The 22,534-nt window shown below is 58.6% G+C and carries 13 protein-coding genes and 4 pseudogenes; 6 read left to right on the plus strand and 11 right to left on the minus strand.

From position 1 onward, the window contains the following. Nucleotides 1–432: 432 nt before the first annotated feature. Nucleotides 433–1,488 carry a LysR family transcriptional regulator gene (locus tag P6U23_RS31950; protein ID WP_407176332.1) on the plus strand — a complete coding sequence of 352 codons (1,056 nt, stop codon included), beginning with the start codon at nt 433–435 and terminating at the stop codon, nt 1,486–1,488. A 97-nt stretch (nt 1,489–1,585) separates the two neighbouring features. On the opposite strand, the pseudogene P6U23_RS31955 reads toward P6U23_RS31950, so the two are convergent. Continuing rightward, a pseudogene (locus P6U23_RS31955) lies at nt 1,586–1,642 on the minus strand (hypothetical protein); the annotation flags it as partial. A 325-nt stretch (nt 1,643–1,967) separates the two neighbouring features. Here P6U23_RS31955 and P6U23_RS31960 point away from each other — a divergent pair. Then, a complete protein-coding gene (locus P6U23_RS31960; RefSeq protein WP_407176333.1) occupies nt 1,968–2,381 on the plus strand; it encodes a hypothetical protein in 414 nt (137 codons plus the stop codon). A gap of 895 nt (nt 2,382–3,276) precedes the next feature. On the opposite strand, the gene P6U23_RS31965 is transcribed toward P6U23_RS31960, so the two are convergent. Then, nucleotides 3,277–4,194 carry an NADP-dependent oxidoreductase gene (locus P6U23_RS31965; RefSeq protein WP_407176334.1) on the minus strand — a complete coding sequence of 306 codons (918 nt, stop codon included), beginning with the start codon at nt 4,192–4,194 and terminating at the stop codon, nt 3,277–3,279. Nucleotides 4,195–4,773: 579 nt separating this feature from the next. On the opposite strand from P6U23_RS31965, the gene P6U23_RS31970 reads away from it, so the two are divergent. Then, nucleotides 4,774–5,457 carry an antibiotic biosynthesis monooxygenase family protein gene (locus P6U23_RS31970; protein ID WP_407176335.1) on the plus strand — a complete coding sequence of 228 codons (684 nt, stop codon included), beginning with the start codon at nt 4,774–4,776 and terminating at the stop codon, nt 5,455–5,457. Between the two features lie 535 nt (nt 5,458–5,992). Here P6U23_RS31970 and P6U23_RS31975 read toward each other — a convergent pair. Together P6U23_RS31975 and P6U23_RS31980 are read right to left on the minus strand one after the other, a co-directional pair. Further along, nucleotides 5,993–6,540: pseudogene (locus P6U23_RS31975) on the minus strand (carboxymuconolactone decarboxylase family protein). A gap of 17 nt (nt 6,541–6,557) precedes the next feature. Further along, a pseudogene (locus tag P6U23_RS31980) lies at nt 6,558–6,731 on the minus strand (nitroreductase family protein); the annotation flags it as partial. Nucleotides 6,732–6,961: 230 nt separating this feature from the next. Here P6U23_RS31980 and P6U23_RS31985 point away from each other — a divergent pair. Continuing rightward, the gene (locus tag P6U23_RS31985; protein WP_407176336.1) at nt 6,962–7,360 is read left to right on the plus strand and encodes a hypothetical protein; all 399 of its coding nucleotides are present in this window, start codon (nt 6,962–6,964) and stop codon (nt 7,358–7,360) included. A 1,128-nt stretch (nt 7,361–8,488) separates the two neighbouring features. Here P6U23_RS31985 and P6U23_RS31990 read toward each other — a convergent pair. The 5 genes and pseudogenes from P6U23_RS31990 to tnpA form a co-directional block, all read right to left on the minus strand. Next, the gene (locus P6U23_RS31990; RefSeq protein ID WP_407176337.1) at nt 8,489–9,229 is read right to left on the minus strand and encodes a Crp/Fnr family transcriptional regulator; all 741 of its coding nucleotides are present in this window, start codon (nt 9,227–9,229) and stop codon (nt 8,489–8,491) included. A gap of 847 nt (nt 9,230–10,076) precedes the next feature. Continuing rightward, the gene (locus P6U23_RS31995; RefSeq protein ID WP_407174545.1) at nt 10,077–10,712 is read right to left on the minus strand and encodes a UPF0149 family protein; all 636 of its coding nucleotides are present in this window, start codon (nt 10,710–10,712) and stop codon (nt 10,077–10,079) included. Then, a pseudogene (gene tnpC, locus P6U23_RS32000) lies at nt 10,709–12,267 on the minus strand (IS66 family transposase). Before tnpC ends, P6U23_RS31995 begins: the two are co-directional and overlap by 4 nt. A 50-nt stretch (nt 12,268–12,317) precedes the next feature. After that, nucleotides 12,318–12,671, minus strand: coding sequence for an IS66 family insertion sequence element accessory protein TnpB (tnpB, locus tag P6U23_RS32005; RefSeq protein ID WP_407174547.1), 354 nt, complete (start codon nt 12,669–12,671; stop codon nt 12,318–12,320). Continuing rightward, nucleotides 12,668–13,144, minus strand: coding sequence for an IS66-like element accessory protein TnpA (tnpA, locus tag P6U23_RS32010; protein WP_407174548.1), 477 nt, complete (start codon nt 13,142–13,144; stop codon nt 12,668–12,670). Before tnpA ends, tnpB begins: the two co-directional genes overlap by 4 nt. 535 nt (nt 13,145–13,679) lie before the next feature. On the opposite strand from tnpA, the gene P6U23_RS32015 reads away from it, so the two are divergent. Continuing rightward, on the plus strand, nt 13,680–14,498 hold the full coding sequence (locus P6U23_RS32015) for a YiiX/YebB-like N1pC/P60 family cysteine hydrolase (RefSeq protein WP_407176338.1): 819 nt from the start codon (nt 13,680–13,682) through the stop codon (nt 14,496–14,498). A 447-nt stretch (nt 14,499–14,945) separates the two neighbouring features. After that, nucleotides 14,946–15,833: a LysR family transcriptional regulator gene (locus P6U23_RS32020; RefSeq protein ID WP_271587663.1), complete on the plus strand. Its 888-nt coding sequence runs from the start codon at nt 14,946–14,948 to the stop codon at nt 15,831–15,833. A 405-nt stretch (nt 15,834–16,238) separates the two neighbouring features. On the opposite strand, the gene P6U23_RS32025 is transcribed toward P6U23_RS32020, so the two are convergent. Further along, complete coding sequence (locus P6U23_RS32025; RefSeq protein WP_407176339.1) at nt 16,239–16,652, minus strand: cupin domain-containing protein; 414 nt, start codon at nt 16,650–16,652, stop codon at nt 16,239–16,241. Between the two features lie 348 nt (nt 16,653–17,000). Further along, nucleotides 17,001–22,526 carry an AAA family ATPase gene (locus P6U23_RS32030; protein WP_407176340.1) on the minus strand — a complete coding sequence of 1,842 codons (5,526 nt, stop codon included), beginning with the start codon at nt 22,524–22,526 and terminating at the stop codon, nt 17,001–17,003. Between the last annotated feature and the right edge of the window lie 8 nt (nt 22,527–22,534).

The raw sequence follows: 22,534 nt of genomic DNA on the forward strand, positions 1-22,534 counted from the left end.
CGCGCAATCTGCTCTATCTCTCGCGAGACATCAGGACAGCAGCGTCACGGATAACCAGGATGCGAACCATATTCCCAGCGTCAACTGTATTGCCCACCGGGGAAGTGACCGTGAGGATACTAAACGCTGCGCCCATAACGTCGACATCCAAGGTCGCTACCGGCATAGCGAGATCGGATCGACGCAATGCAAGCTTCATGATCCGGGGTTTTTTCCGGACCCTCGAATTGAGCTGATGTTATCCTCCGCGGCGTTAGCAGGAAACAGCGTCGGTAAGAGAACTTTTCGCACCAGGGATATCGAGAGCTCCGGGCCGATGCACAGCTCCCATTTCGTCGGAAACTCCACGACCATTCCTTTTGCCATCGCTCCTGCTTCCCATGGCGACGACCTGAAATCGTCCGGACCATGGCAAATCTCTCGAGTGTGAGCATGCATCTGCAGTTCCATCAGGTGCGATACTTCTTGGCCCTCGCAAGGACGCTCAATTTTACGCAAGCGGCAAAGCAATGCAATGTGACTCAGCCGGCACTGACAAAGGCGATTCACAAGCTGGAGGAAGAGCTCGGCGGAGCGTTGATTCACCGTGAACGTCGTTTCACCCAACTCACCGAGTTGGGCAAGATGATTTTGCCCACACTCGAGCAAGTATTTGCCGCCGCGGAGGCGGTGCGGCTTCAGGCGCGAAGCTATCAAAAGAAGACAATCGCCAGGCTCAAAATAGGACTGTCGCCGTCAATCTCGGCCGCACTCATTACGGAATTGCTCAGGGAGCTCACCACGACCATCCCTGACCTACGTTTCGATCTGCGCGAAGCCGATGCCAACGGGCTCGTTACGATGCTCTTGGATGGCGAAATCAATGCGGCACTCGTCGGCGACGCTGTGGAGCTGCCTGAGCGCATCGATCGCTGGCCGCTGTTCGAAGAGCGGTACATGCTCGTTCTCCCTCGGGAACATGTAATGGCGAGGAAATCCGTCATCCCGCTACACGACTTGCACGGGTTGATTTTTCTCGAAAGGGTCGGATGCGATGTCGCAAGTAGATTCGTGCAAGGTCCAAAAATTGTGCACAGCAGCGATCAGGAAAAGCATCTTCAGCAAATGGCATCCGCCGGTTTTGGAGCCATCCTAGCCCCAGAGCACGCTCCCAGGCTGCCATCGCTCGCCGCTATTCCGATTGAGGGCGATCCCGTCCGGTGCGAGGTGCAGCTCTTGGCCGTGGCGGGGAGGCGGTATTCGCCAGCGCTTGACGCCTTCATCAAAATTGCTCGTGCTCGCGATTGGACGGGTGTGCTGGACACAATCCGCAACGCATCTGCACCTGCCTCGAACAACGACAACATTCGCAAGCCCGACGCACAAGCTGCAAGCTCCCTGTTTGAGTCACGGCTCCGAGCCGATCGCTCACGAGATCCTCGGATAATTGGGAGCGAAGATCGGGAAGCACGGAAAGTCCCGCAACCTCATTCAGTCGAGCGGCGGTGACTACTCGCGAGAAACGAGCTAGCTGGGCTCGTGTGTCCCCTCCGGACCGAAGGATCTTGACCAGCTTGGCGCTCTTACCTCGGAACACATAGAGATCGCCGCCGTGCGGGTCTCGCCTGAAGGCTTCCTGCACCAGTAAGGCCAGCGAGTTCATGCCGCAGCGCGCGTCTGTATGGCGCCGGTGGCAATCTACACCCGTACGCGCGACGCAATAGAAGATCACCGCGGCCGTCCATCTGCCAGTGCCCGCAGACCGTTTGCGTCTGAAAGTTGTAGACGCACCACCGCCGGAGAGAATGAAAACGATAACGATACTGCATTTCTAACGGCGCGCGGACAAGAATACTGTCCTCATGCACCTCATCGATACTTGGTGGCAGCACGGGTCGCCCAAGCACAACGGCTGGTCTGGGGGCGCCGCCTCTACTCTCGATGTCCCAATAACTCGATCGAGCAGCCCAGCATGCAGGAGTTGCGTTATGCCCTTTTGCAACGTTACAAAGTCCATCTACACCTACCTAATCGACTATCCTGTAGCCATCGTCTTGATGGTCGCGCCGTTCCGGATAAACTTTGGCAAGAACAGTCCTGCCGCGCTCTGGTTTTGCGCGATGACCCGCGCCACGGCGCTGCTGCCGCCGGCTTTCGTGGACTACGCGACGGGGATCGTCCGGATCATTCGTTCCTGGCTGCATCTGTGGGTGGATAGCGCATTGAACGCGATTTTTATCACTGCCCCGTCTACCGCCCATTTTGGTGGGCCTTACGTCTGGTGCTGCTGGATTCTCGCGGTTGCGGTCTTGCTGACGACCTCAGTTCTCCGCGCGGTCGAAGTCGGATTGGTGGCCGACCTCGACACGCCGGCTATCAGGTGTCGATCGATTCGATTCTAACGCGGCATGCAGATTTGCCCAATAGGTACGTTACGCCGATCGTTGCTGAATAGATCGTAGCCGTCGAGACTACAATCGATACGGTTTATATGTCCTCAATCAAAGAAGAAGGCGGCGTGGGTCGGCCGAGATGGCTAGCGCCTACATCCTGCGCGCGGCGCCTTGCCCGACACCGAGCTGTTCGCTTCATCGGGACGTTGCTTACAACGCTTACGCAGTTGGCGGTTGGCCGATGATCAAGTAGTTGTCGATAGCGACTTTCTGGACTACCGGACTGATCAAGCGGTGAATTCCGTTCAGAACGGCTGGAGGACCGCCATTTGACTGGGCGGCATCCCATCAAGACTAATGTCGGTGGTTACCGACAGTATGTAAGTCGGAGCATGTTCTTGGATCCCCGATTGGCCGCGGTAGACTCCAGGGAAGTGAGGACGGTTTTTCAGCTCTACAATCGCTCCTTTCCAGATCGCAGCGCAGCCACTAAGGGCCGCCGCTCCACCCCGGACTTGACGTAACACCATACCACATTTTAGTTCTGCGATCGACAATGAGCGCACAGTAATCCGCGAGAGCCTGTCATGGCATTGGCTGGTTGACTTGCTCTGTCTAAGACCTTGCGCATTGATCGGTTCGCGCGGAAACTATTGGTCGCTTTCGACGAGACAATCTTCCGACTCCCACTATCAACGTCCCGTTCCGGTTCGCGAATGTCGTTTCTCATTCCGTCGGCGCTATAAGCTCAGGGGCACGCGATCTCGGCCCGATCCGTTCGACCGACGCAAGAAAGCCAATCCGCGCAGCGCGGCCGAACGGCCCACGTGCTTTCACTTCATCGAAGAGGGCAGCCTGAACTGGGCAATGCCGGTCGGCTCGTGCATCGATAGGCGCGTGCCGTTCACGGACGAACGCGGATGATTTTCTTCCCGGTGATCCGTTCGGTCTGATTAAAGGCGGCCACAGCGTCGTGGAGCGGCGAGACGATACCGATGTTCGTCCGCAGCCGTCCGTCTCGCACCCGCTGGACGATCTCACTTAGTTGGGCGCGATCGGACTCGACAACAAAGTCGATTGTCAAGACGTTGGCGGGCCGTGTCTCGCTCGGCCCGACAATGGACACCAGCGTCCCTCCGGCTCTAACCAGCCGCGCGGACCGCTTTCCGATGTCGCCGCCAATAAGATCGAATACCAGATCGACGTCGCCGACGTCTTCCAAGGCGTCGTTCTCGAGGTCGACGAACTCTTGCGCGCCGAAGTCGAGCGCTTTCTGACGATCCGCGGCGCGTCCGGTTCCGATGACGTAGGCACCGGCCTCGCGTGCGAGCTGGGTCACCATCGAACCGACTGCGCCGGCGGCGCCGTGCGCGAGGACGCTCTGGCCCGCCCTGAGGCGACCGTGATCGAACAGTCCCTGCCACGCAGTCAGGCCCGAGATCGGCAAGCTCGCGCCAACCGTGAAGTCCACGTCGCCCGGCAGCGGTGCGAGATTGCGTGCCTCGACCGCGACGTACTCCGCCAAGGTACCATCGCGGTACCAGTCGGCGAGGCCGAACACTCGCTGCCCGAGCGACAGCCCTGTCGTGCCATAGCCGACGGCGGTGACCACTCCGGCCAACTCGTGCCCGGGGACCGACGGCGTCCGGTCGCGGTCGCTGCGATCAGTCCAGGTCGAGGGCCACGCCAGCTCAGTCCCAACGAATCCTGACGCATGAACCTCAACGATAACGTCGTTTATCGCGGCCTGCGGCTCGGACCGCTCTCCCAGCTTCATTCCGGTCGCTCCCGCGGCCTGGTCGGTCACTATAATCGCTTTCATCGTCCACCTCTTCGAGTGTGGTATGTCATCATGATCCAATATTTTCGCAGAGGATCGAACATACGATGTGACACTCGGTGGTCCAATGACCTGTAGATATGGAATCGATGCCATCGATGCAGCGTGCGAGAAGTCAAAGGTGTGGTACGAGTAGAAACATCTGCTTCTTACGACGAAGCGAAATTGTGAGTGGTTGGGAAGATGATTTCCAGTCCGCATTGGCGTCTTCAGCCATAGGCCGGCACGCTGTGAAGGCCGGCGGGGCGTGGTGACGTCTGCCATAGATCGTCTGCAAGACGTGCGCCGGCGCTGGTGTCGAGGACCGTGTCGGAGCAGCTCTTCCTTCTCGACGAGTAGCCCGAGCGGAACTCTCGATAATCGCCAAAAGTGTTGACGCGAGTATCGAAACATCGCTTTGCGGTGGACTCTTCATCAATAACGCGATCGCGGTGGGCGCGGTCGTCAGGGTGTGGTCGAGAGCGTACAGCTTAGGACAGCTAGAATTGCGAGTGCGTTCATGGCCGGGGCACTCGACATCGAGATCGATTACGCGGCGGCACTGAAGGAGCGCGATACGACATGTTTTCAGTGATTTTCGAGACGCTGCCCAATAGAGAGAACTGGAATGACTATCTCCACAAAGTTAAGATACTGCGTCCCGAGCTTGAGCTGGTCGATGGCTTCGTCGACAACGTCCGTTACCGTAGCCTGACCCGCGAGGGCTGGATCCTTTCACTCTCGAACTGGCGGGATGAGAAGTCGCTCGTGCGCTGGCGCACCTGCAGGTCCCATCATGAGGTTCAGCAGGAGGGCCGCGACAAAATCCTTGCTGACTACCACCTGCGCATCGGCCAGATCACTGCTGACAATCAAGTGCCGCCGGGGTACGCCCTCTCCGAGCGAAGGCTCGATGAGACCGAAGTCGGCGAGGGAACGACGGTCACTCTGATTAACGCGACTCGCCCCGCGGAATGGAAGCGGACCAACAACGCCTACGAATGCGCCGAGCGGCTTGGCCTGAATCCATGGGCCGCCGAAAGCACGTCCTGGGATATCTTCGATGCTTTCACGCCCGGCGATCTGATTCTGCTCATGTCTTGGAAGAACGCGGCTGCAGCGCAGGCGTACGAAGACATTTCCGTGCTGGATGACAGCGCAAGGATTCGGAGAGTACGGATTGTACGCGACTACGGAAAGTACGACCGTCGCGAGGCGCCTCAGTATTTCTCAGAGGCCAAGGGCGGCGAGGCCATCCACCCCTGACATTGCTTCGTCCTGGAGCCCGAGCAAAGTGGATCGTGGATTAGGCTTCGACCAGCCTCTCGATGCTTACCCCCCGCTTTGTTGATCTCCGACGACTTGTTGCCAACCAGGTCCTGAATGGGGCGTTGGCTTCACCCGGCGTCGTTCCTTAGGAGGCCCTACCCGCCTTGACACGACTGACGAGGCGTCAAGTGCGTACAGAGCCATCTAATGCCAAGGATGGTGAGGGAACAGCCCTGCCCTGCGCGATCATTTTGGTCGGTGGCTTGCAACCGACACCCTCCCATCATTCGGTCCATAAGGACTGTAGCGAACGACCACCTTCGACTGAAATAACGGCGTGTGAAAGTGAGAGACGTGAACACGTCGCGATTGGTACCGGAAGACGAGTAGTCTCAAACGAGGGCTCAGCTCCAAGGTTTCGAAGCCACAGCCCGTTGCAAACTCGTTTGCGTCTCGCGGCTTGAGACAAGCCTGCTTGGATCACATGCAACCCCAAACGCCCCTCGGGATGGTAAATGCGACCGGATCGCGTTCAGAGCGAGCCGGCCGGCGTAACGGCGGGAAAGTCCTTCTCAGGGTCGAACACGTTATTGAAAAAGTTTCTCCAGAGAGTACATCGCTACGAGCGCGACAATCTCTATGACGTTCGCGTCCGTATAGCCGGCGTCGCGGACCGCTTTCAGATCGGCATCACTGACAGGGCCTCGTGTCTCAACGACCTTGCGCGCAAACTGGACGGCAGCGTCCCGCCTCGGATCAATGGCGTGCCCCTTCCGAGCGAGAGCTATTTCATCGGCCGGAAGCTTGGCCATATGCTCGGCCGTAAAGCTATGAACGGCTAGGCGGTAGTTGCAGCCGTTCACTTCAGAGACCGCGAGGCCGATGCTGTCCCGTGTCATCACCTCGAGCGCCCTTGCTCAAGGCCCCGAGCAGGGTAGCCCAGGCGTTAAACGCGATCGGGCTTTGCGCGAAGGTCGCCATCATGTTTGGGGTGAACCCGATGGTCTTGGCAAACGCGTCGAGGGTCAGTTTGCACTCGGCAGGTACCTGTTCCGGCTTTAGCACTGCAGTTCTTGGCACTAGTCTCCGAAATCATATCACACGAGTTCCAGCACGTCGCTCACCGGGCGGCGCGGCTTCTGCGGCCAATTTCCCGGGCGCTCCGGCCCGACGGACAACAGCATGACCGGTACTTCGTCCTTACTCAGCCCGAACTCGCGGTGCACTGCCTCAGCGTCGAAACCGATCATCGGCGTCGAACCCAGGGCGAGCAAGACCAGTCGCCATTTCGCTAGCCCATAGCGAGGCGCGAATGGAATGGAAACGATAACAATCCGCCGTTTCTAGTGTTTGGCGTTTCGGCTTACCTTTCGGTGCGTCTAACCGGACTCGCGGCGTTGTGCACAGTGCCCGCCGCCATGCGGAGGCCCCATCGTCCTCTTGGATGGAGGCAATCTCCGCGTCGCAAGGTCCGGCCCCAGCAATCGCGCAGGAGTCGTCGATGTCATTTCGCTTCATCACCAAAACTTTCCATGCCTATCTGATAGATTATCCCGTCGCGTTAGTCCTAATCGCGGCGCCGTTCGTGCTGAAGCTCGGCCAAAGCGGAGCGTTCGCAATGTGGCTTTCGGTTGTTGTCGGTGTCGTCGCGCTGCTCTTGGCCGCCATGACCGACCATCCCACCGGGCTGGTCCGCATCATTCCTTATTGGCTGCACCTTTGGGTCGATCGTGCAGTTGGCGTTGTATTTGCTATCGTGCCGTTTGCCTTTGAATTCGCTCAGCTAGATGCCCAGTACTACTGGCTTCTCGCCGCAGCTATCCTGCTCACGACTTCAGTTTTTAACGCGCCTGAGGAGCCAGTTGTGACGCCTTCGGGATCGTATCGGCACAACAGTTGAACTCCCCATCAAAGTCGAGGGGTAATAGCGGCATCTCCGTCGCAATGGGTCAGTACCTCGAAAATACAGGATCCGCCCCAGTTCGTTTTCTGGCAACGTTCAAGAGTAGCTACCTCACCGGATGTCAATGACGCGGCCGGAGCTTGTCATCATGCATCTGGAGTTGCTGACAAGCGATGGTACCCTTCTGAAGACCAAAGGCTCTCGTGGGGTTCCTAGATAGCGCAGCAAGCAACGCTATCCCTCCGCTCATCCGTTTGCGGCGGGTGCCCGGATCTCGGTTCATAAAGCGTTCGACGAGCTTCCATGATTTCACTTGAATTGCCGCGCGACTGTGGCGCGCGACATGCAGCACAGGTCTGCGAGATTGGGCAGCTACCATGCACTGACCGACAGATGTCGGTTAATCCGTTTCGAATTATTGACCCCTTCTTCTTAGGCGCAGCGTCGCTGGCAGCCTTCAGCCCCTAAGATTTGGCGGCATTCCACGACCGGTTCATTGAGATGTTGCTTCGCGGGTGCACTACGCAGATTGGGAGACACCCACAAGCTGCCCTGTTTAGATACATTAGATCGACTTCAGTTTTGACCTCGGGCCGATCATGGATCCTCTAGCAGCGATAAGTCCGGCCTGGGTGATCCGAAATCTCCCCCACCCACTCAGAACTATCCATCTTTGATCACCGGCAAACCCAATTCCGCGCTCAGATTCGTAATCGTTGAGACCTGCCTCTGTGAGCCACGACTGTGCCATAGCGTCAGCGATATCGATATCCGGCCCGCCCCCATGGTCGATGAGGACCCGCATCACACGCAAAGCTTCTTGTTCTTCCATTCCCCTGCTCCTAATTCCCGTGCGGTCGGGTACCGCCGGGTCGTGCGCCTGCCTTGCCACTTCGGACAGCGTAGTTCTGCAAAAGAGACACAAATGCGCCTCTCGTCTACCTGACCTGACGAATGTTGGACAAATTGAAGGATACCTAACTCGTCTCGTCTCCGCACGCGAAGTTAATGAAGGGCCCTCGAGGCCAATTGTGACGGCTTCGCTTGAACAAGCAGATCGAAGAGTTGGGGCCAACTGCAACAAACCTTGGCAACCAGCCATTTCTGGCTTGGCATAGCAGATAACTATCGATTCCCATGCACCAACGATTCGCTGTTCGGAGTGCCAATACTCAGCAGTTGTCGCTGGTTCTCGCGCTCGATCAAGCTCCAGCAATGGCAGGAGATCTGCGCCAGCCGAAAAGCGTTGCGGACGACGAGGCAGCCACGCATCATTTCGATAAGCCCATCCTCCCTGAGTTGAAGAAGGCAGTCCGTAACGCCTGCACGACGCACTCCGAGAAGCTGAGCAAGCACTTGGTGCGTAAGAGGGATCTCGTCAGATCCCAGGGCATTGCGAGCGATCAGGAGCCATCGCGCAAGGCGCTGCTGTAGTTGATGGGACGTATTACATGCCCCTGATTGAGCGGTCTGAATGAGCACGGAAGCGATGTAGGCATGCACCACGCTGCGGAAAGTCGGCAGACGAGCAATCGCCTCCTGAAAGCGATCCACCGTGAGTCGATTAGCCGCGCCGGCCACCTGTACCATTCGACGGTGCATCGGCTGCGTTTTTGCCGTCAACGCGAGATGTATTCCCGCAAGCCCTTCTGAACCGATCAGCCACACCTCGACGAACTCTTGCGGCCCCACCTTGGCACCGACCGACACAAGACCACTCTCAATGAAATAGACGTGTTGCATGCGAACGCCGTAGCGATGAAGAACTTGCCGCTTCGCAAGCGACACCTCTTCCGAGAGCAACAGAACGTGCTTGAGTTCATCAGGTGGGAGTAGACGTAGTAATCTGCTGCGCACTTCATACATCAGATTCTACGTTCTAATACTTTCTGAGCAACCGAGCTGTCCAACTGTATGTTTTCGTACCAAAAAAAATGAGACGGAAAGCGACGTAACGCGCTCGCCGGTCAGCTCGGATTTAGTGACGGGCCGGGGACTTGGATCGTGCCGCTACCAGACCTGAGTGTGGGAAGATGGTGCACGACAAGTCGACCGTAGCAGCTGCGTCATGATCAAGATGGTCTAGGTCAATGCAGCGGCACGCGCAACATCGATTGGTCCACGGTGGCAATGGAGTCTCTGCAGTTGGCGCCAGTTGAGTTCCTGGCTATGGCACCTGCCGATCGCGTCGGCAATAACGATCGTTTATCGACTCTATAGCGGGACGTGATTTCCCTCGCCAGCGCTAGAAGGTCATTCTCGTCGGTGGTGGACAGTCATTATCAACACGCGCTATTGGGCGCCGCGGGGTCATCCCGATGCTTCCTACTGAGGCTCTCGCCGATAGTTCGAGTTGGGGCAATCCAACGTACGATTCATATCATGGAGCAGACCGCTACCGATATTACACGTCAAAGCTTCCCGCACCACACCTCAGCGCTTTTGCGACGGCGTCCTGGACCGATACGCCGACGTGTCCGCCGTAAGGATAAACTTCCCCTGCGTTCTCCTGAGGAGAGATCCTGAAATGAACAAGGCTGCAGAACCCCAGCCGGCCAATCGACGGGATGTCGCATGGGCAATTTAGCGAACTGGCTTTATCTGATCGGGTCGCTGTGCTTTGTTCTTGGTACAGTGATCAACATGCTTCCGGTTTGAGGAAGGCGAACGTCTGTTTGAACGTAACCGGTATGAGCTTCCACGTCGGCGGTGATCAGCGCGCGCGAGCGTAGCGGGTCGGCATCCAATACTGGCGCATGGCCTCGACGACGGCTGGGATGTCGGCGTGGGCGTTGCGCAGGAACTCTTCGGTCTCGCGGCCCTTTCTTGGCGGTCCCAGCAGTGGACGCCTTTGATCGTCGACGCAATGCAGCAGGATGGGCAAGAGCAAGCCGTGGTGTATGTTGCTGATGTCAAGCAGCGGGGCCCAGGCCGATAGTCTCAGCTGCATGGCGGCATGGAATCCCTGGCACCACGGCCGCGCATCAACGTCGCCATTCGGCTTGCGGGCATGGGTCGGCGCGAACCGATGGGGTGCGGTGGAAAGACCGTTGCTGATGTCGTTGTGGCGCAGCGCGACGGCCGAGATCGCGGCGAACTCCGGCGTTCCGCCATGGTTGAATGCGTCGGCGTCGATGGCGAGTAGCGGACAGATCCAGTCGAGTGGACTCATCGACACCGGCCCGGCCACGATCGCGGCAACATAGCCGTCGAGCATGGGAAGACTCGTGGCGACGGGATGCCGCTCGGCGCGAGCCTGCAGCCAAGGCTCAAGTTTGTCGAGCGGCATCGCGGCTGCTGCCATCGATGATGAGGAAGATGATGATGACGAACGGTGGCGTCGGCTCATGCAGCCACCCGTGCGCTGAGCTCCTGGGCCGCCTTCCAGTTCCAGGCGAGAAGTTCGTGCAGCTGGTGGTTCTTGGTCTGACCGGAGACGATGCGCTCCAGCACATCGGCCAGATACGCCTGCGGATCGAGTTCGTGGAGCTTTGCCGTATTGACCAACGATGCAAGAATTGCCCAGCTCTCGGCGCCACCCTCGCTACCGCTGAACAATGAGTTCCGCCTTCCCATTGCAATCGGGCGCATGGAACGCTCGACGCTGTTGGAATCGACCTCGACGCGGCCATCGCGGAGGAACAGCGTCAGTCCGTCCCAGTGATTGAGCGTATAGTTGATGGCCTCAGTCAGCTTCGACTGGGAGAACAGCTGGTCGAGCATCGAGGTCAGCCGCGCCTTCAGCTGCTCCACCAGCGGTGCAGTCTTGGTGCGGCGGACGGCAAGCCGCTGTTCGGCGCTGGAGCCGCGGATCTCGGCCTCGATGGCGTAAACCGCCTGCAGGCGCTCGATCACCTCGTGGGCGAACGGCGACTGCATTGTCTTGTACACCTCGACGAATTTGCGTCGGGCATGCGCGAGACAAAAAGCGAGCTGGATCGCGCCGCCATGACCACGCGCAAGCGCTTTGTAGGCGGCATAGCCATCCACCTGCAGAATGCCGGAGAAGCCGGTCAATTGGCCGGCGATCTCCTCGGTGCCGCGGCCATCGGCAAACACATAGGCAACCGCCGGCGGCGATGGGCCGCCCCATGGGCGATCATCCATCGCATGCGCCCAGAACTGGCAAATACGGGCGCGATGTCGCCCGGGATCGAGCACCGGCATCGGCGTCTCGTCGCAGAACAGCCGCGGCGAAGCCTGGATCGTCCGCAACTGAAGCTCATAAAGGCTTTTGAGCCACCATGCCGCACGCTTCACCCAGCCGGCGAGCGTCGCGCGGTCGAGATGAATGCCCTGACCGGCCAGGATCTGCACTTGGCGGTACAGCGGCAGATACCAGGCAAACTTCGACACCACCACGTGGGTCACCAGCGCCGTCGAGGCCATGCCGCCCTCGATCAGGCGCGGCAGCACCTTCGCCTGGACCACGCCGTCGGTGCAGGCGCGGCAGCCATATTTGGGACGGATCGTGCGCAGCACGCGCAGGATCGCAGGGATGACGTCCAGCACTTCGCTGACGTCTTCGCCGATCCTGTGCAGAAGGCCCTGGCAGCACGGGCACGCTGTCGTCTCCGGCTCGAGCACCTGCTCGCAGCGCGGCAAATGCTTGGGCAGTGCGCCGATGTTGCGCCTCGCCTTTTTGCGCGGATCGCAGCCGGCTTCGTCGCAGACACATCGTCGTTGGCCGACGCAGGCGGTGTGACGTCGGTCGCGAGATCGTCCAGCTCGAGCGCGAGCTGCTCGGCCACGACCGCCGCCAGCCGCTCCGAGCGCTTGCCGAAGATCATCTCCTTCAGCGTCTGCATCGCCACACGCAGCTTCTCGTTCTCGGCGTCAAGCGCAAGCACCATCTCGGTCAGAGCCGCTGCGTCGGTCGGAAGAGCTTCGGGACGAATCGCCATGATCGAACGATATATCCGCGTATCACAGGCTCCAGCAAAATCTTCGTCTCTCAGCCGACAACGGTCGGCTGCTTCACAGGCTTGGGTGAAATACGCGTCCACTCAAGTCCGTCGAGAAGCATCGCGAGTTGTGTGGCACTTAGATGCACTACGCCGTCGCGGATCGGAGGCCAGGTGAAGTGTCCCTGGTGCAGCCACTTCGTCACCAGCACCATGCCGCTGCCATCCCATGCCAGAAGCTTCACTCTGTCCGCGCGCTTGCTGCGAAACACGAAGACGTCGCCGCAGTACGGGTTCGCACGCAGCGCTTCGCTCACCAGCGCCGACAGCGTGTGCACTGACTTGCGAAAGTCGACCGGCTGTGCCGCCAGCACCACCTTGAGGTCTGACCGTAATGCAATCAACGGATGCCCCGAAGCGCCGATAGCACCGTCGAAAGTGTCGCCAACTCCACTCCTGGCTCGACCCGGATGCGTGCCCCTCCCACCTCGATCTCGATCATCCCGCCAAGCTTGCCTCGGGGCGATGCCATCTGCGGCAGCTCCTTATGCGCGGACGCTAAGCGGTCCGGCTCCTCTGCTGTCGCCGCCGGACCGCTCTCGGATGTGATCTGGACCGGCACGAAGCCCGGCGCCTGAAGGCCCGCTGCCGTCGCGAACTTGTGCCGCCACACCGTCAGCAGCCCACGGACAACGCCATGGCGCCGAGCCACCTCAGAAACATTGGCCCCTTCCTCGAAGCTCTCCGCCACGATCCGCGCCTTCTCTTCCGCCGTCCACTGCCGTCGCCGACGCTGCCCCGTGATCACTTCGATCCGACGATAGGAGCCGCCTTCCTGCCTGGCATCAAGCATGGCTTCATGCATGGCATCTGCCATTGCCCACCTCCAAAAAACAGTTCATGCCACGATCTATCGCAGCTCAGTCGCGCGATGCCCAGGTGGGGGGCTCATGCCGGTTACGTTTGAACGGCTTTAACCTTCCGCGGTCATGCGCATTGGTTCTTGAGCCATTCTCGACGGAGCCAGGCGGTCCTGCCTGCCAATTGTTATCCACTGAAGCGACATGACCCTTGCACGTAGGTGAAACGCCGAAGGTCAAAACTCGAAATTAGCCCCAGTGCAAAGTCGATAGAGGCGTCGAGTGCCTTCATTGGTCACCTCGCTCCACCCCGCGATCTCGCACGTGCGCCCGATGAAGAGCAGCGTCGATAGCAGCCGCCGGACCAAGTGCGGCTTTCCCAACACTGGGAGTGGTCAATCGTATCCTTTGGTATGATCGTTTCAGACAAATGCATTGCGCAGATGGACCTCAGTGCAATGGTCCGGTCCGTCTTTCCTGAATAGGCTTGGCTAAGAGGGAGCAGTCGTCCGGAACTGCCATACGGGAACGGCCAAAAGAAAGGAAAGAGTGATGGGCTGGATGTTCGACAACGTCGAACGTTTGATCGCCCGGCTGCAGAAGCCGGCCAATCGGTCTGAGCCCCTCACTTCGGACGATGCAACGACCGCCCTACGCCACACTCTTCAACCCGGCGACGTCCTGCTGGTCGAGGGCAAAGGTCGTATTTCCAGCAGCATCAAATATATCACTCAGTCGACATGGTCGCATTCGGCGTTGTACGTCGGACCGATATCGGGCGCCACAAATGGCGGCGAGCCGCACGTCCTGATTGAAGCCAATATCGACGAAGGGGTCGTGTCGGCCCCTCTGTCGAAGTATTTGCATTGCCAAACCCGCATATGCCGGCCAGTCGGCCTGAGCGATGCGGACCGCGAGCAGGTCTGCCGCTACGCATTCGAACGGATAGGTCTCGGCTACGATTTCAAAAATGTCATCGACCTCATGCGCTATCTATTCCCTTGTCCATTCACGCAAGGTCGGCGTCGACGAAACATCGCGCTCGGCTCCGGCGATTCGCGTCGGATCATCTGTTCGTCTCTGATTGCGCAGGCATTCGACGCCGTGCGTTACCCGATCCTGCCCAACATCACGCACATGGAGAACAAGTCCGGGCGGTGCGAGATCGCCGAAATCCGTCATTCGTCTCTATATGCGCCGCGCGACTTCGATCTATCGCCCTACTTCATGGTGGTGAAGCCCACTCTACCCGCCGGCTTCAACTATAAAAAGATGCGCTGGGCAGATCTCCAAGTTGACGCCGCACAGGCCACACTTGCGCCCGAGATAGAAAGCGGGATCGCGGCAATGGTACAGCCCGACATTCCGTAAGGTGAGGGCCAGACTATTAACTTCGGAATCGGTTGTGCTGTTGTCATTAGTCGCCATCGTGCTCTTTCAATAGGCTTGAACTCCGACTACCACTCATCGGCAAATTCTTCGCTGCTCTCAAAGGTTCAAAGCAAGCAGCGACCGGTTCGGAATAGCGCGCCATGACCAGCGGCTACGGACGCGTCGGCAGCTCTTGACCCCGCGCCCGGAGAGAGCTGGGGTCTTTTCCGCTCGAAGGATTGGGGCGGCTTCAGCCGTTTTCGCCCACCGTGCGCCGTACGCCGCACGCCGTACGTTTCGACCGCCCTAGCCCTGATAGCCCTCGTCGGGCTATACACCGGGAGGCGTGAAGCTCACCGCCTTGTGACGCTCGCCACTCATTCGGTTTTCGCATAAGTTGGATCCGGGACTAAGCTCGAACATGACCAATCGCTGCGCAAAGACGAGATGACTGATCGCCTCCTTGCTCTAACACTCTTCGTCCGTGTCGCACATACCGGTAGCTTCTCGCGTGCCGGCAAGGATCTCGGACTTTCGCAACCTTCGGCGTCCCGACACATCGCGTCGCTCGAACGCGAGGTAGGCGCGGCCCTCTTCGCGAGATCGACAAGGGCCGTTGTGCTCACCGAAGCCGGGGCGGACTACCTCGCGAAGGTCGAGCCCGCGCTTGCCATTCTGGAAGAAGCGACCCAAGCCATTCACGGCAAGGGCGTACTTCGCGGCGTGCTCCGGATAGGGTTGTCGCCTAGCATGGCGATCCGGGAGGTCATACCGCGACTTCCCGCCTTCATTTCGAAGCACCCTGCGCTGCGGATCGATTTGGCGATGGACGACGGTCGCCAAGACCTTATCAGGAGCGCGATCGACGTCGCGATCCGGTCCGGAAAGTTGGAGGATTCCTCCGCGACTCTAAGACGGGTAGGATCAAATCCTCTACTCATCGCCGCCTCGCCGGCCTACCTGAAACGGGCTGGCTACCCGAAAACGCCGAACGATCTGTCCGGACATCCCGTGTTGATTGGTGTCCCGGGCTCGAATGGCATCTGTTGCTTCGAGAAGAACGGAAGAACCGTTTCCATAAAGGTGGAAGCTCCTCTGTCGGGGAACATCAACGAAGCGGCCGTGGCTGGCGGCGTCGCCGGAATCGGGATCGTGGCTTGCAGTCTCTGGGGCTGTCGCGCCGAACTCAAGTCGGGTGCGTTAGTGCAGATCCTTAAGGATTGGAACATGGGCGCCGCCGACGTAAACGCCATATTCCCGGCCGGACGTGGAGCGAAACTCGCGGCGCGCGCGTTCGTTGAACATTTTGCGAAGAGCCTCAAGACCAATCCGTGAGTCCCGCCGAGCGTCGGCCGCTCGTCGTTCGCATAGCGTGAAATCGTGGAATGCGCCCAGCATCCGACGAGAGCACGTGGCGCATGCGTTTCACTGTGACTCCTTCAAAAGCCACCTAAATGCGTTGCGCAGGTCAGCGGCGCCGTTTGCGTCGTGCCAACGGGCGTGCGCGAAGATAATGCGCTCGGGCTCCCAGGACAGCATCGTCTGGACCTCCACCTCCAGTTCATGCCGGTGCTGCCACGTGAAATTAGCCGCAGATCACGCGACACGCCGCTGTACGGCGGTGCGATGCCGCCGATCGGCGAGCGGGTGCAATCAATCATTTGGCGCGGTCGGGAGCGGCGGGCGTCCGGGCCCGCGCAGGCGCTCGATCGCGAACGCCGCGCGTCCCGGTCCACGCCCCTAGGGGAACGCCAGGCCGAAAGCGGCCGGATCCGGCTTCTCGCCGTCCCGGGGGACCAAGAAGCGCTCCAGCCCACCCGGCACGAAGCTGACCAGCAGGATCGCCTGATCGCCGACCACCTCGACCGTATGCGGCACATCGCGGGGAAGAGCCGCGTAGGCGCCCGGCCCCACCTCGACGCGGGCATCGCCGACCCGCGCGATTAGCTTCCCCTGCACCACGTAGAGCAGCTCGTCCTCGCGCGTGTGGGTGTGCAGCGGCGGCTCCTCACCGGCCCGCAGCGTCCACAAGACAGTGCCATATTCGCCTCCGGACTGGCTGCTCTCCACTTTCAGCTCGATGCTCGAACCCGCACTGGACTTCACCGTCTTGCCGCCCCCGGGCGGCGTGAGAACCGGCTGCTTTACTGGCATTTATGGCCTCCTGATTGTGGACCTTCTTCGAGTGTCGGAGTGGCGGCGTAGGCAGTGGCGCGCACACCGCGAACAAGTGGTGCCGCCGCCGCAGGATAAAGGGAAATGCCTTGTGATTATCTGTCCGATAACCATTTATCATTGATCTCATCAGATGCGGTCGCATCGCGGCGGTTTCGCCTGCTGCGGCTGCTGTGGCCACCTCGCGCATCTTCAATCAGAGTTCTGTCCATCACGCTCAGATTCTGCCGCGACCTATCCATGCACTAGCCGCCCGCCCGCTACGGCGCCATGGCAGCTTGGGAATGCGCAGGAGGGCGCTCGTGCGGACGGCTTTGCTCTACCGAGCTACACAATCACCGGGGACACGACCTTCTTCGAGGGTATGGAAGCTTCAAAAGTTACGCCTCGTCGCGCACTAGTGAATGCGCGCAACATTCCCCCGTGCGCCTCCACGATAGAGCGGCAAATTGACAGACCCATCCCCATGCCCGATGTTTTTGTCGTGTAGAAGGGCTCAAAGATCCGCTCAATGTCCGCTTGAGTGACACCGGGGCCCGTATCGCTCACAGCAACTGTAACACTTTCATCGTCGCTCCGACTGGTACTAATGACCAAATCCCTCGGACCGTCATAATTTTCGCCCATCGCCTCGATCGCATTGAACACGAGGTTTAGTACGACCTGTTGCAGTTGAACCCGATCTCCTTCAACGAGGGGTAGCGCCTCGCAGAGTTGCGTCTGCATAGTAACGCCCTTGCGACTCGCTTCCGCCCGTGAAAGGGCGACGACATCGTGAATTGCCGCATTAATATCAAGTGTCTCCTTTTGCTGCGGCGCTTTTTTGACCAGACTACGAATGCGATCAAGGACATCGTTCGCCCGAATTCCGCCCTGTCGGATACGCGAGAATACCTGTCGTGCCTCGTCGACTTTCGGATCGGCGCCATCCAAAAAGCGCTGCCCCGCGTCCGCAAGTGTGATAGTCGCGGCGAGAGGCTGCTTCACCTCGTGACTGATCATCGCCAGCAGTTGCCCCATTGTCGTCAGCCGGTTTGCATGGGCGAGCGCCGATTGCACTTCCCGGTATCGCGACTCGCTTTCGCTGGCTTCAGCTTCAGCGCGCTTTTGCTCAGTCAGGTCCAGCACGAAGGCAACACCTTCGTCCATACTCCCTTCGAAGTTGGCGATGCCCAGCAATACCGGGACACGGCGGCCGTCTTTGCGAAAAAGCTCCTTCTCGAATGGAGGTAACGTTCCGTCGCGTTTCAGCTTGGAATCCCAAATCTGCTCGTCACGTTCGGCCCAATCCAGAGGAGTCAGGTCTGTCCACCGCACTTCGCCGAACTGAAAGTCATCGCGGTCGCATCCGACAATCTGAAGAAATGCGTCATTGGCTTCAGTGATGGTGCCTTGGCTTCCGTAAATGAAAATTCCGATGATATTGGCGTCCACGAGACGCCGGATCCTGCTTTCGCGTTCGAACAAATCGCGGTACAGCCGGGCGTTCTCTAGCGTGATCGCCGCCTGCGATGCAAGCAGCTTGAGCATGGGAATCCGGCTAAATGCGAAGATTCCCGGGCCCAGGTGATTTTCGAGGTATATGGCTCCGATCAGATTGGCTTGGTTGACCAGCGGAAGGCACAACACCGAGCGTGCTTGGTGCGCGTTAACATAAGGGTCGGCGGAAAACGAAACGTCCGACACAGCATCGTCGAGTAAAACATTGCGCCTTGTGCGCGCAACGTAATTGAGAACCGATTCGGGCAAGGTCGTATCGTTTATGGGCTCATCACAGAGCCTGACCGTGACCGAGTCGCTCGAGGTGACGGCTTCGGCCTGGACATTTAAACCTGTCTTTCGCCAAAGCATCAGCAGACCACGTGCAGCACCGGTATGCTCCATGGCCATTCGCATGATCGTGTCGATCAACTTCTCGAAGTCCATTTCGGCTGATAGCGCTTTTGACATCTTAAGCACAGTGCCGAGATCCAGACTTTCGACAGTCGCGCCGAAAGTAGTGTCGGGTGAGGTGATGGTTTCGTGTGCAATTAGATGCGGATGCGACTCCTCGAGTTGCCGGACCTTGATGTTGGCACCCCAGCGAAGGTAGCAGCCGCGGGCGTTGCGCAAATAGGCGTGTGAGACAATCTCCACGCCGCGGTCAGTGTAAAAGCGCGCAGCGAGTTCGCTGGCAAGGCCCTCGTTGTGCGGAAAGCCGTTCAACTGCGCGGCGCGAATTGCCTTTTCAAAAAGGAGTTCCGCGTCGAGGTCTCGTCCCTCGAGGCGCGCTATTTCGGCGCCGACGAGCGCGACCCGATCCTCGAAGTTTTCCGGGCCATTCCGCGCCCAGATCTCGAGCTGTCGATGATGAGCAGCGATCGTTTCGCACAGCCGCTGACGTTCTTCGATCGGCTTACCGGTCAGCGATGCGCAGAGCGCAAGCGACGCATAAAAATGAAAGTCCGCTTCCTCGAGAAAAAGCGAGGATGTCCAGAGCAGCGTGCGTGCTTTCGATAGCGCATCGACCGCGGCCGGATAATCCCCGATCAGATAACGCAGCTGCAATTTGCGAATCCAGTACCAGCACTGAGCGATAGCCAAGCCAGGGCTGTTCGACAGGTATTGCTCGACCTGGTGCTCGTCCATGTCCTCATAGCCGAGGCAAGCAGGTTGTTTACCTGACGTACGTAACGCCTTGATCAATGCAAGTTGAGTCGCGATGATGTGTTCGACAAGCCCAAAGCGTGCGTTTCGTACGAAATGGAGTCCCCACTCGGCTTCGCGCTCGGCATGGTCCAATGGGTCGCCCGCAAAGAGAAGATGCGAATTCAGGTTGTTCCGAGCGTACGAGGCATACAGCAGGTCTCCAATATTGTTTGCATCCGTGAAACCGCGGTGGATCAACGCATTACTCGACCGAACGTGCTTGATCCAGCGGAGGCCGGTGAACACAAACACCAAAATCGTCGACGCACGGAATCGCCTGTTTTCCTGCCGTTCGATGAGGTCGAATCCTACTTGACCAAGCCGGAAACCCGCGTCGTACTGGCCGTAACGTGGGCCGGCAACGCGCGCGAACATTACATAGGCAAAACACGACGTATCACTATTGCCATGCGCGAGACTGATGCTTACTGCCCTGCAGACTGCTAGCGACGCGAGGTTCAGGTCCGTGAACATGGCAGGCGTCTGCGCCTTTATTAATACTTCCATGACAGCCAACGATGTTGGATCCTCCATGGATGGGGCCCTGAGGATCTCGTCAATCGGCCGGCTGTTCAGATTATGCAGGATCTGGTCGTACTCCCGGCGCACCTCCTCGTCCGCAGGATGGGCAGACCAGTGAATGCCTTCGTGCGCCAGGAAGTCCAGCGCGATAGCGATCGCACAATCACTCTGCCCATTTGCGGTGCAAATATCCATCCTCAGGCAGGTGACCGCGGCGCGCTCCTTTGTACCGACGGCAAGGGTGTACAGCCTCGCGAGGCGCGCGTCCGCGGCCAGTAATTCACCCGTCAGAAATTCGCATTCTGCACGCTCGAATTCGAGTGCGTATGTCAAATCGCGTAGACGAAGCTGACTATTCCCCTCTACTAGAGCGGCCCCCGCGATGAGGTATTTAAGTGCAGAACTGTGAGCTGACGATGCTTTGGCACGCCGGGCGGCGATCAGATTAAGGTTAGCCAGTCGCTCGCGTTCCTCGCCCGTCACGATATGACTGACGGCCCGATTGAGTTGCCCGACTATGTCGAAGATCGCTTTCTCGAGATGCGCCGCGGGAGTATGTGCAACGAGAAGTCTTCCTATTTGCAGGTGCTTTTGTGCGCGTATTTGCTCGGGTATGAGCGAGTACGCGGCCTCCTGTATCCGATCGTGGACAAACTGGTACTCATCCGGCAAGCGTTCTATAAGTTCCAACTGACATGCTTCCCATAGATCCGCATCCACATCTTTTTCAGTTGACTGTCGAATTCTGGAGATGACCAGAACATCTCCCCTGTTGCCCAGACATGCAAGCTCCTGTAGGGCCTCCTTGCACGCGTCCGGAAGACGCTTGATCTTTTCGACCAGCAGTTCAATGACGTTCTCCGTGTGCCGCGACGCCTGAATGTTTTCGGCATCCCAATGCCAACATCCCGAAGCGCGATCGGGAACAATCGCGTTGCGTTCGACCAGAGCATTCAAGAACTGACCCACGAAAAATGGATTACCATTAGTCTTCGTATGCACTAGCCGCGCAAGCGATGAGGCGCGTTCGAGACCGCAGTGCAGCGCATCCGCTATCAACTGCGCCAAATGATGGCGCTCAAGGGCATCGACACGAATCTCAGTGACTGCGGTTCCTGCATCTCTCATTAATTTCAGTGTCCGTGAAAGCGGATGAAGCGCATCGACCTCATTTTCGCGGAAGGCACCGATTAGAAGCATATGACGCGGGTCTAGCCGCATTGTCATATCCTCAATGACGTCCAGCGTTGCAGCATCGAGCCATTGCAGATCGTCGAGAAAAAGCACTAGCGGATGTTCCGGTCTCGCAAACACCGCGACGAACCGACGAAATACCAGCTGAAAGCGACCTTTTTCCTGTTGAGGAGGGAGTTCTGGTGCCACCGGTTGCTCACCGATAATGTGCTCGAGTTCAGGCACGAGGTCGGTAATGAGCCTGCCGTTTGGTCCGATTGATTCCAGAAAAGCGTTGCGCCATCCTCGTAACTCGTTCTCGTTTTTCCCGAGCAATTGGCGAACAAGCCCCTGGAAGGCCTGTGCCAATGTCGAGTACGGAATGTCTCCCCTCCGCTCGTCGAACTTTCCTGATGCAAATAGCGCGTGCGTTGGCATCAGCACCTTACGAAGTTCTCCAACAATCGCAGACTTGCCGATACCGGAGCCCCCGGATACCAGTACCAGCTCGGGAGTGCCGCTCCGGACGACGCGATCAAAAGCCGTCGTAAGCGTTCCGATCTGCTTCTCTCTGCCATATAACTTCTCAGGGATGAGCAGACGGTCTGATAAATCTAGCTCTGCTAGCGGAAACGGAACAACCTGGTAGTTCGTTTCAAATTCCACAAGACAGCGCCGCAGGTCATGTTCGAGACCGACTGCCGTCTGGTATCGATGCTCCGCGGGTTTCGCGAGCAGCTTCATGATGACATTCGACACTTGGGCCGGAATGTCAGCTAGTCCCTGTTCTGGCGGTACTGGCGTTCGCGCTATATGGCAATGAATCCACTCGCCAGGTTCTGACGCGTTAAATGGAAGCGTGCCCGTTAGCATGCGATAGAGGATCACACCGAGCGAGTACAAGTCGCTACGGGCATCTACGGAGCGATTCATGCGGCCAGTTTGTTCCGGCGCCATGTAGGCAAGAGTGCCCGCGACATATTCGGGCAGTCCGGACATACGCCGCATGCGCTGTAGCTGTGTCGCGATTCCGAATCCGGTCAACCGGACATGCTCCTCGCCGAGCGCAATGAAAATATGCACGGGCTTCAGGTCTCTATGGACGAGCCCCTGTTGATGAACACAGGCGAGCGCCTCAGTCAACTTGACGGCGAGCCTCAAGAAGCGGCCAAGCTCAAATGGTGTCCCGAGCAGAGCCTCGAGAGGTTCCTCGCCATTGTCCTCGAGGAGCAATGCAACGCGCCCACTTCGATTGACGAGCGAGAGAGGGCAAAGCGCCCATGCGCCGTGAAGCCGATCTTTTAATTCATATTCATGAGAGAGACGGGCCAGGCTGTCAGCGGATGGGATCGCAGCCAAGTTGCTGACGGTGAAAACCGTCGTTTGCTCGCCATTACTGTTTGTTCGCCATTCTCGACAGAATATGCGTTCGCCGTCTCTCCATAGGACATCTATTCCGTTGTTTCCCACTGTCGATC

The sequence above is a fragment of the Bradyrhizobium sp. STM 3562 genome (assembly GCF_045571435.1).
GTDB lineage: Bacteria > Pseudomonadota > Alphaproteobacteria > Rhizobiales > Xanthobacteraceae > Bradyrhizobium.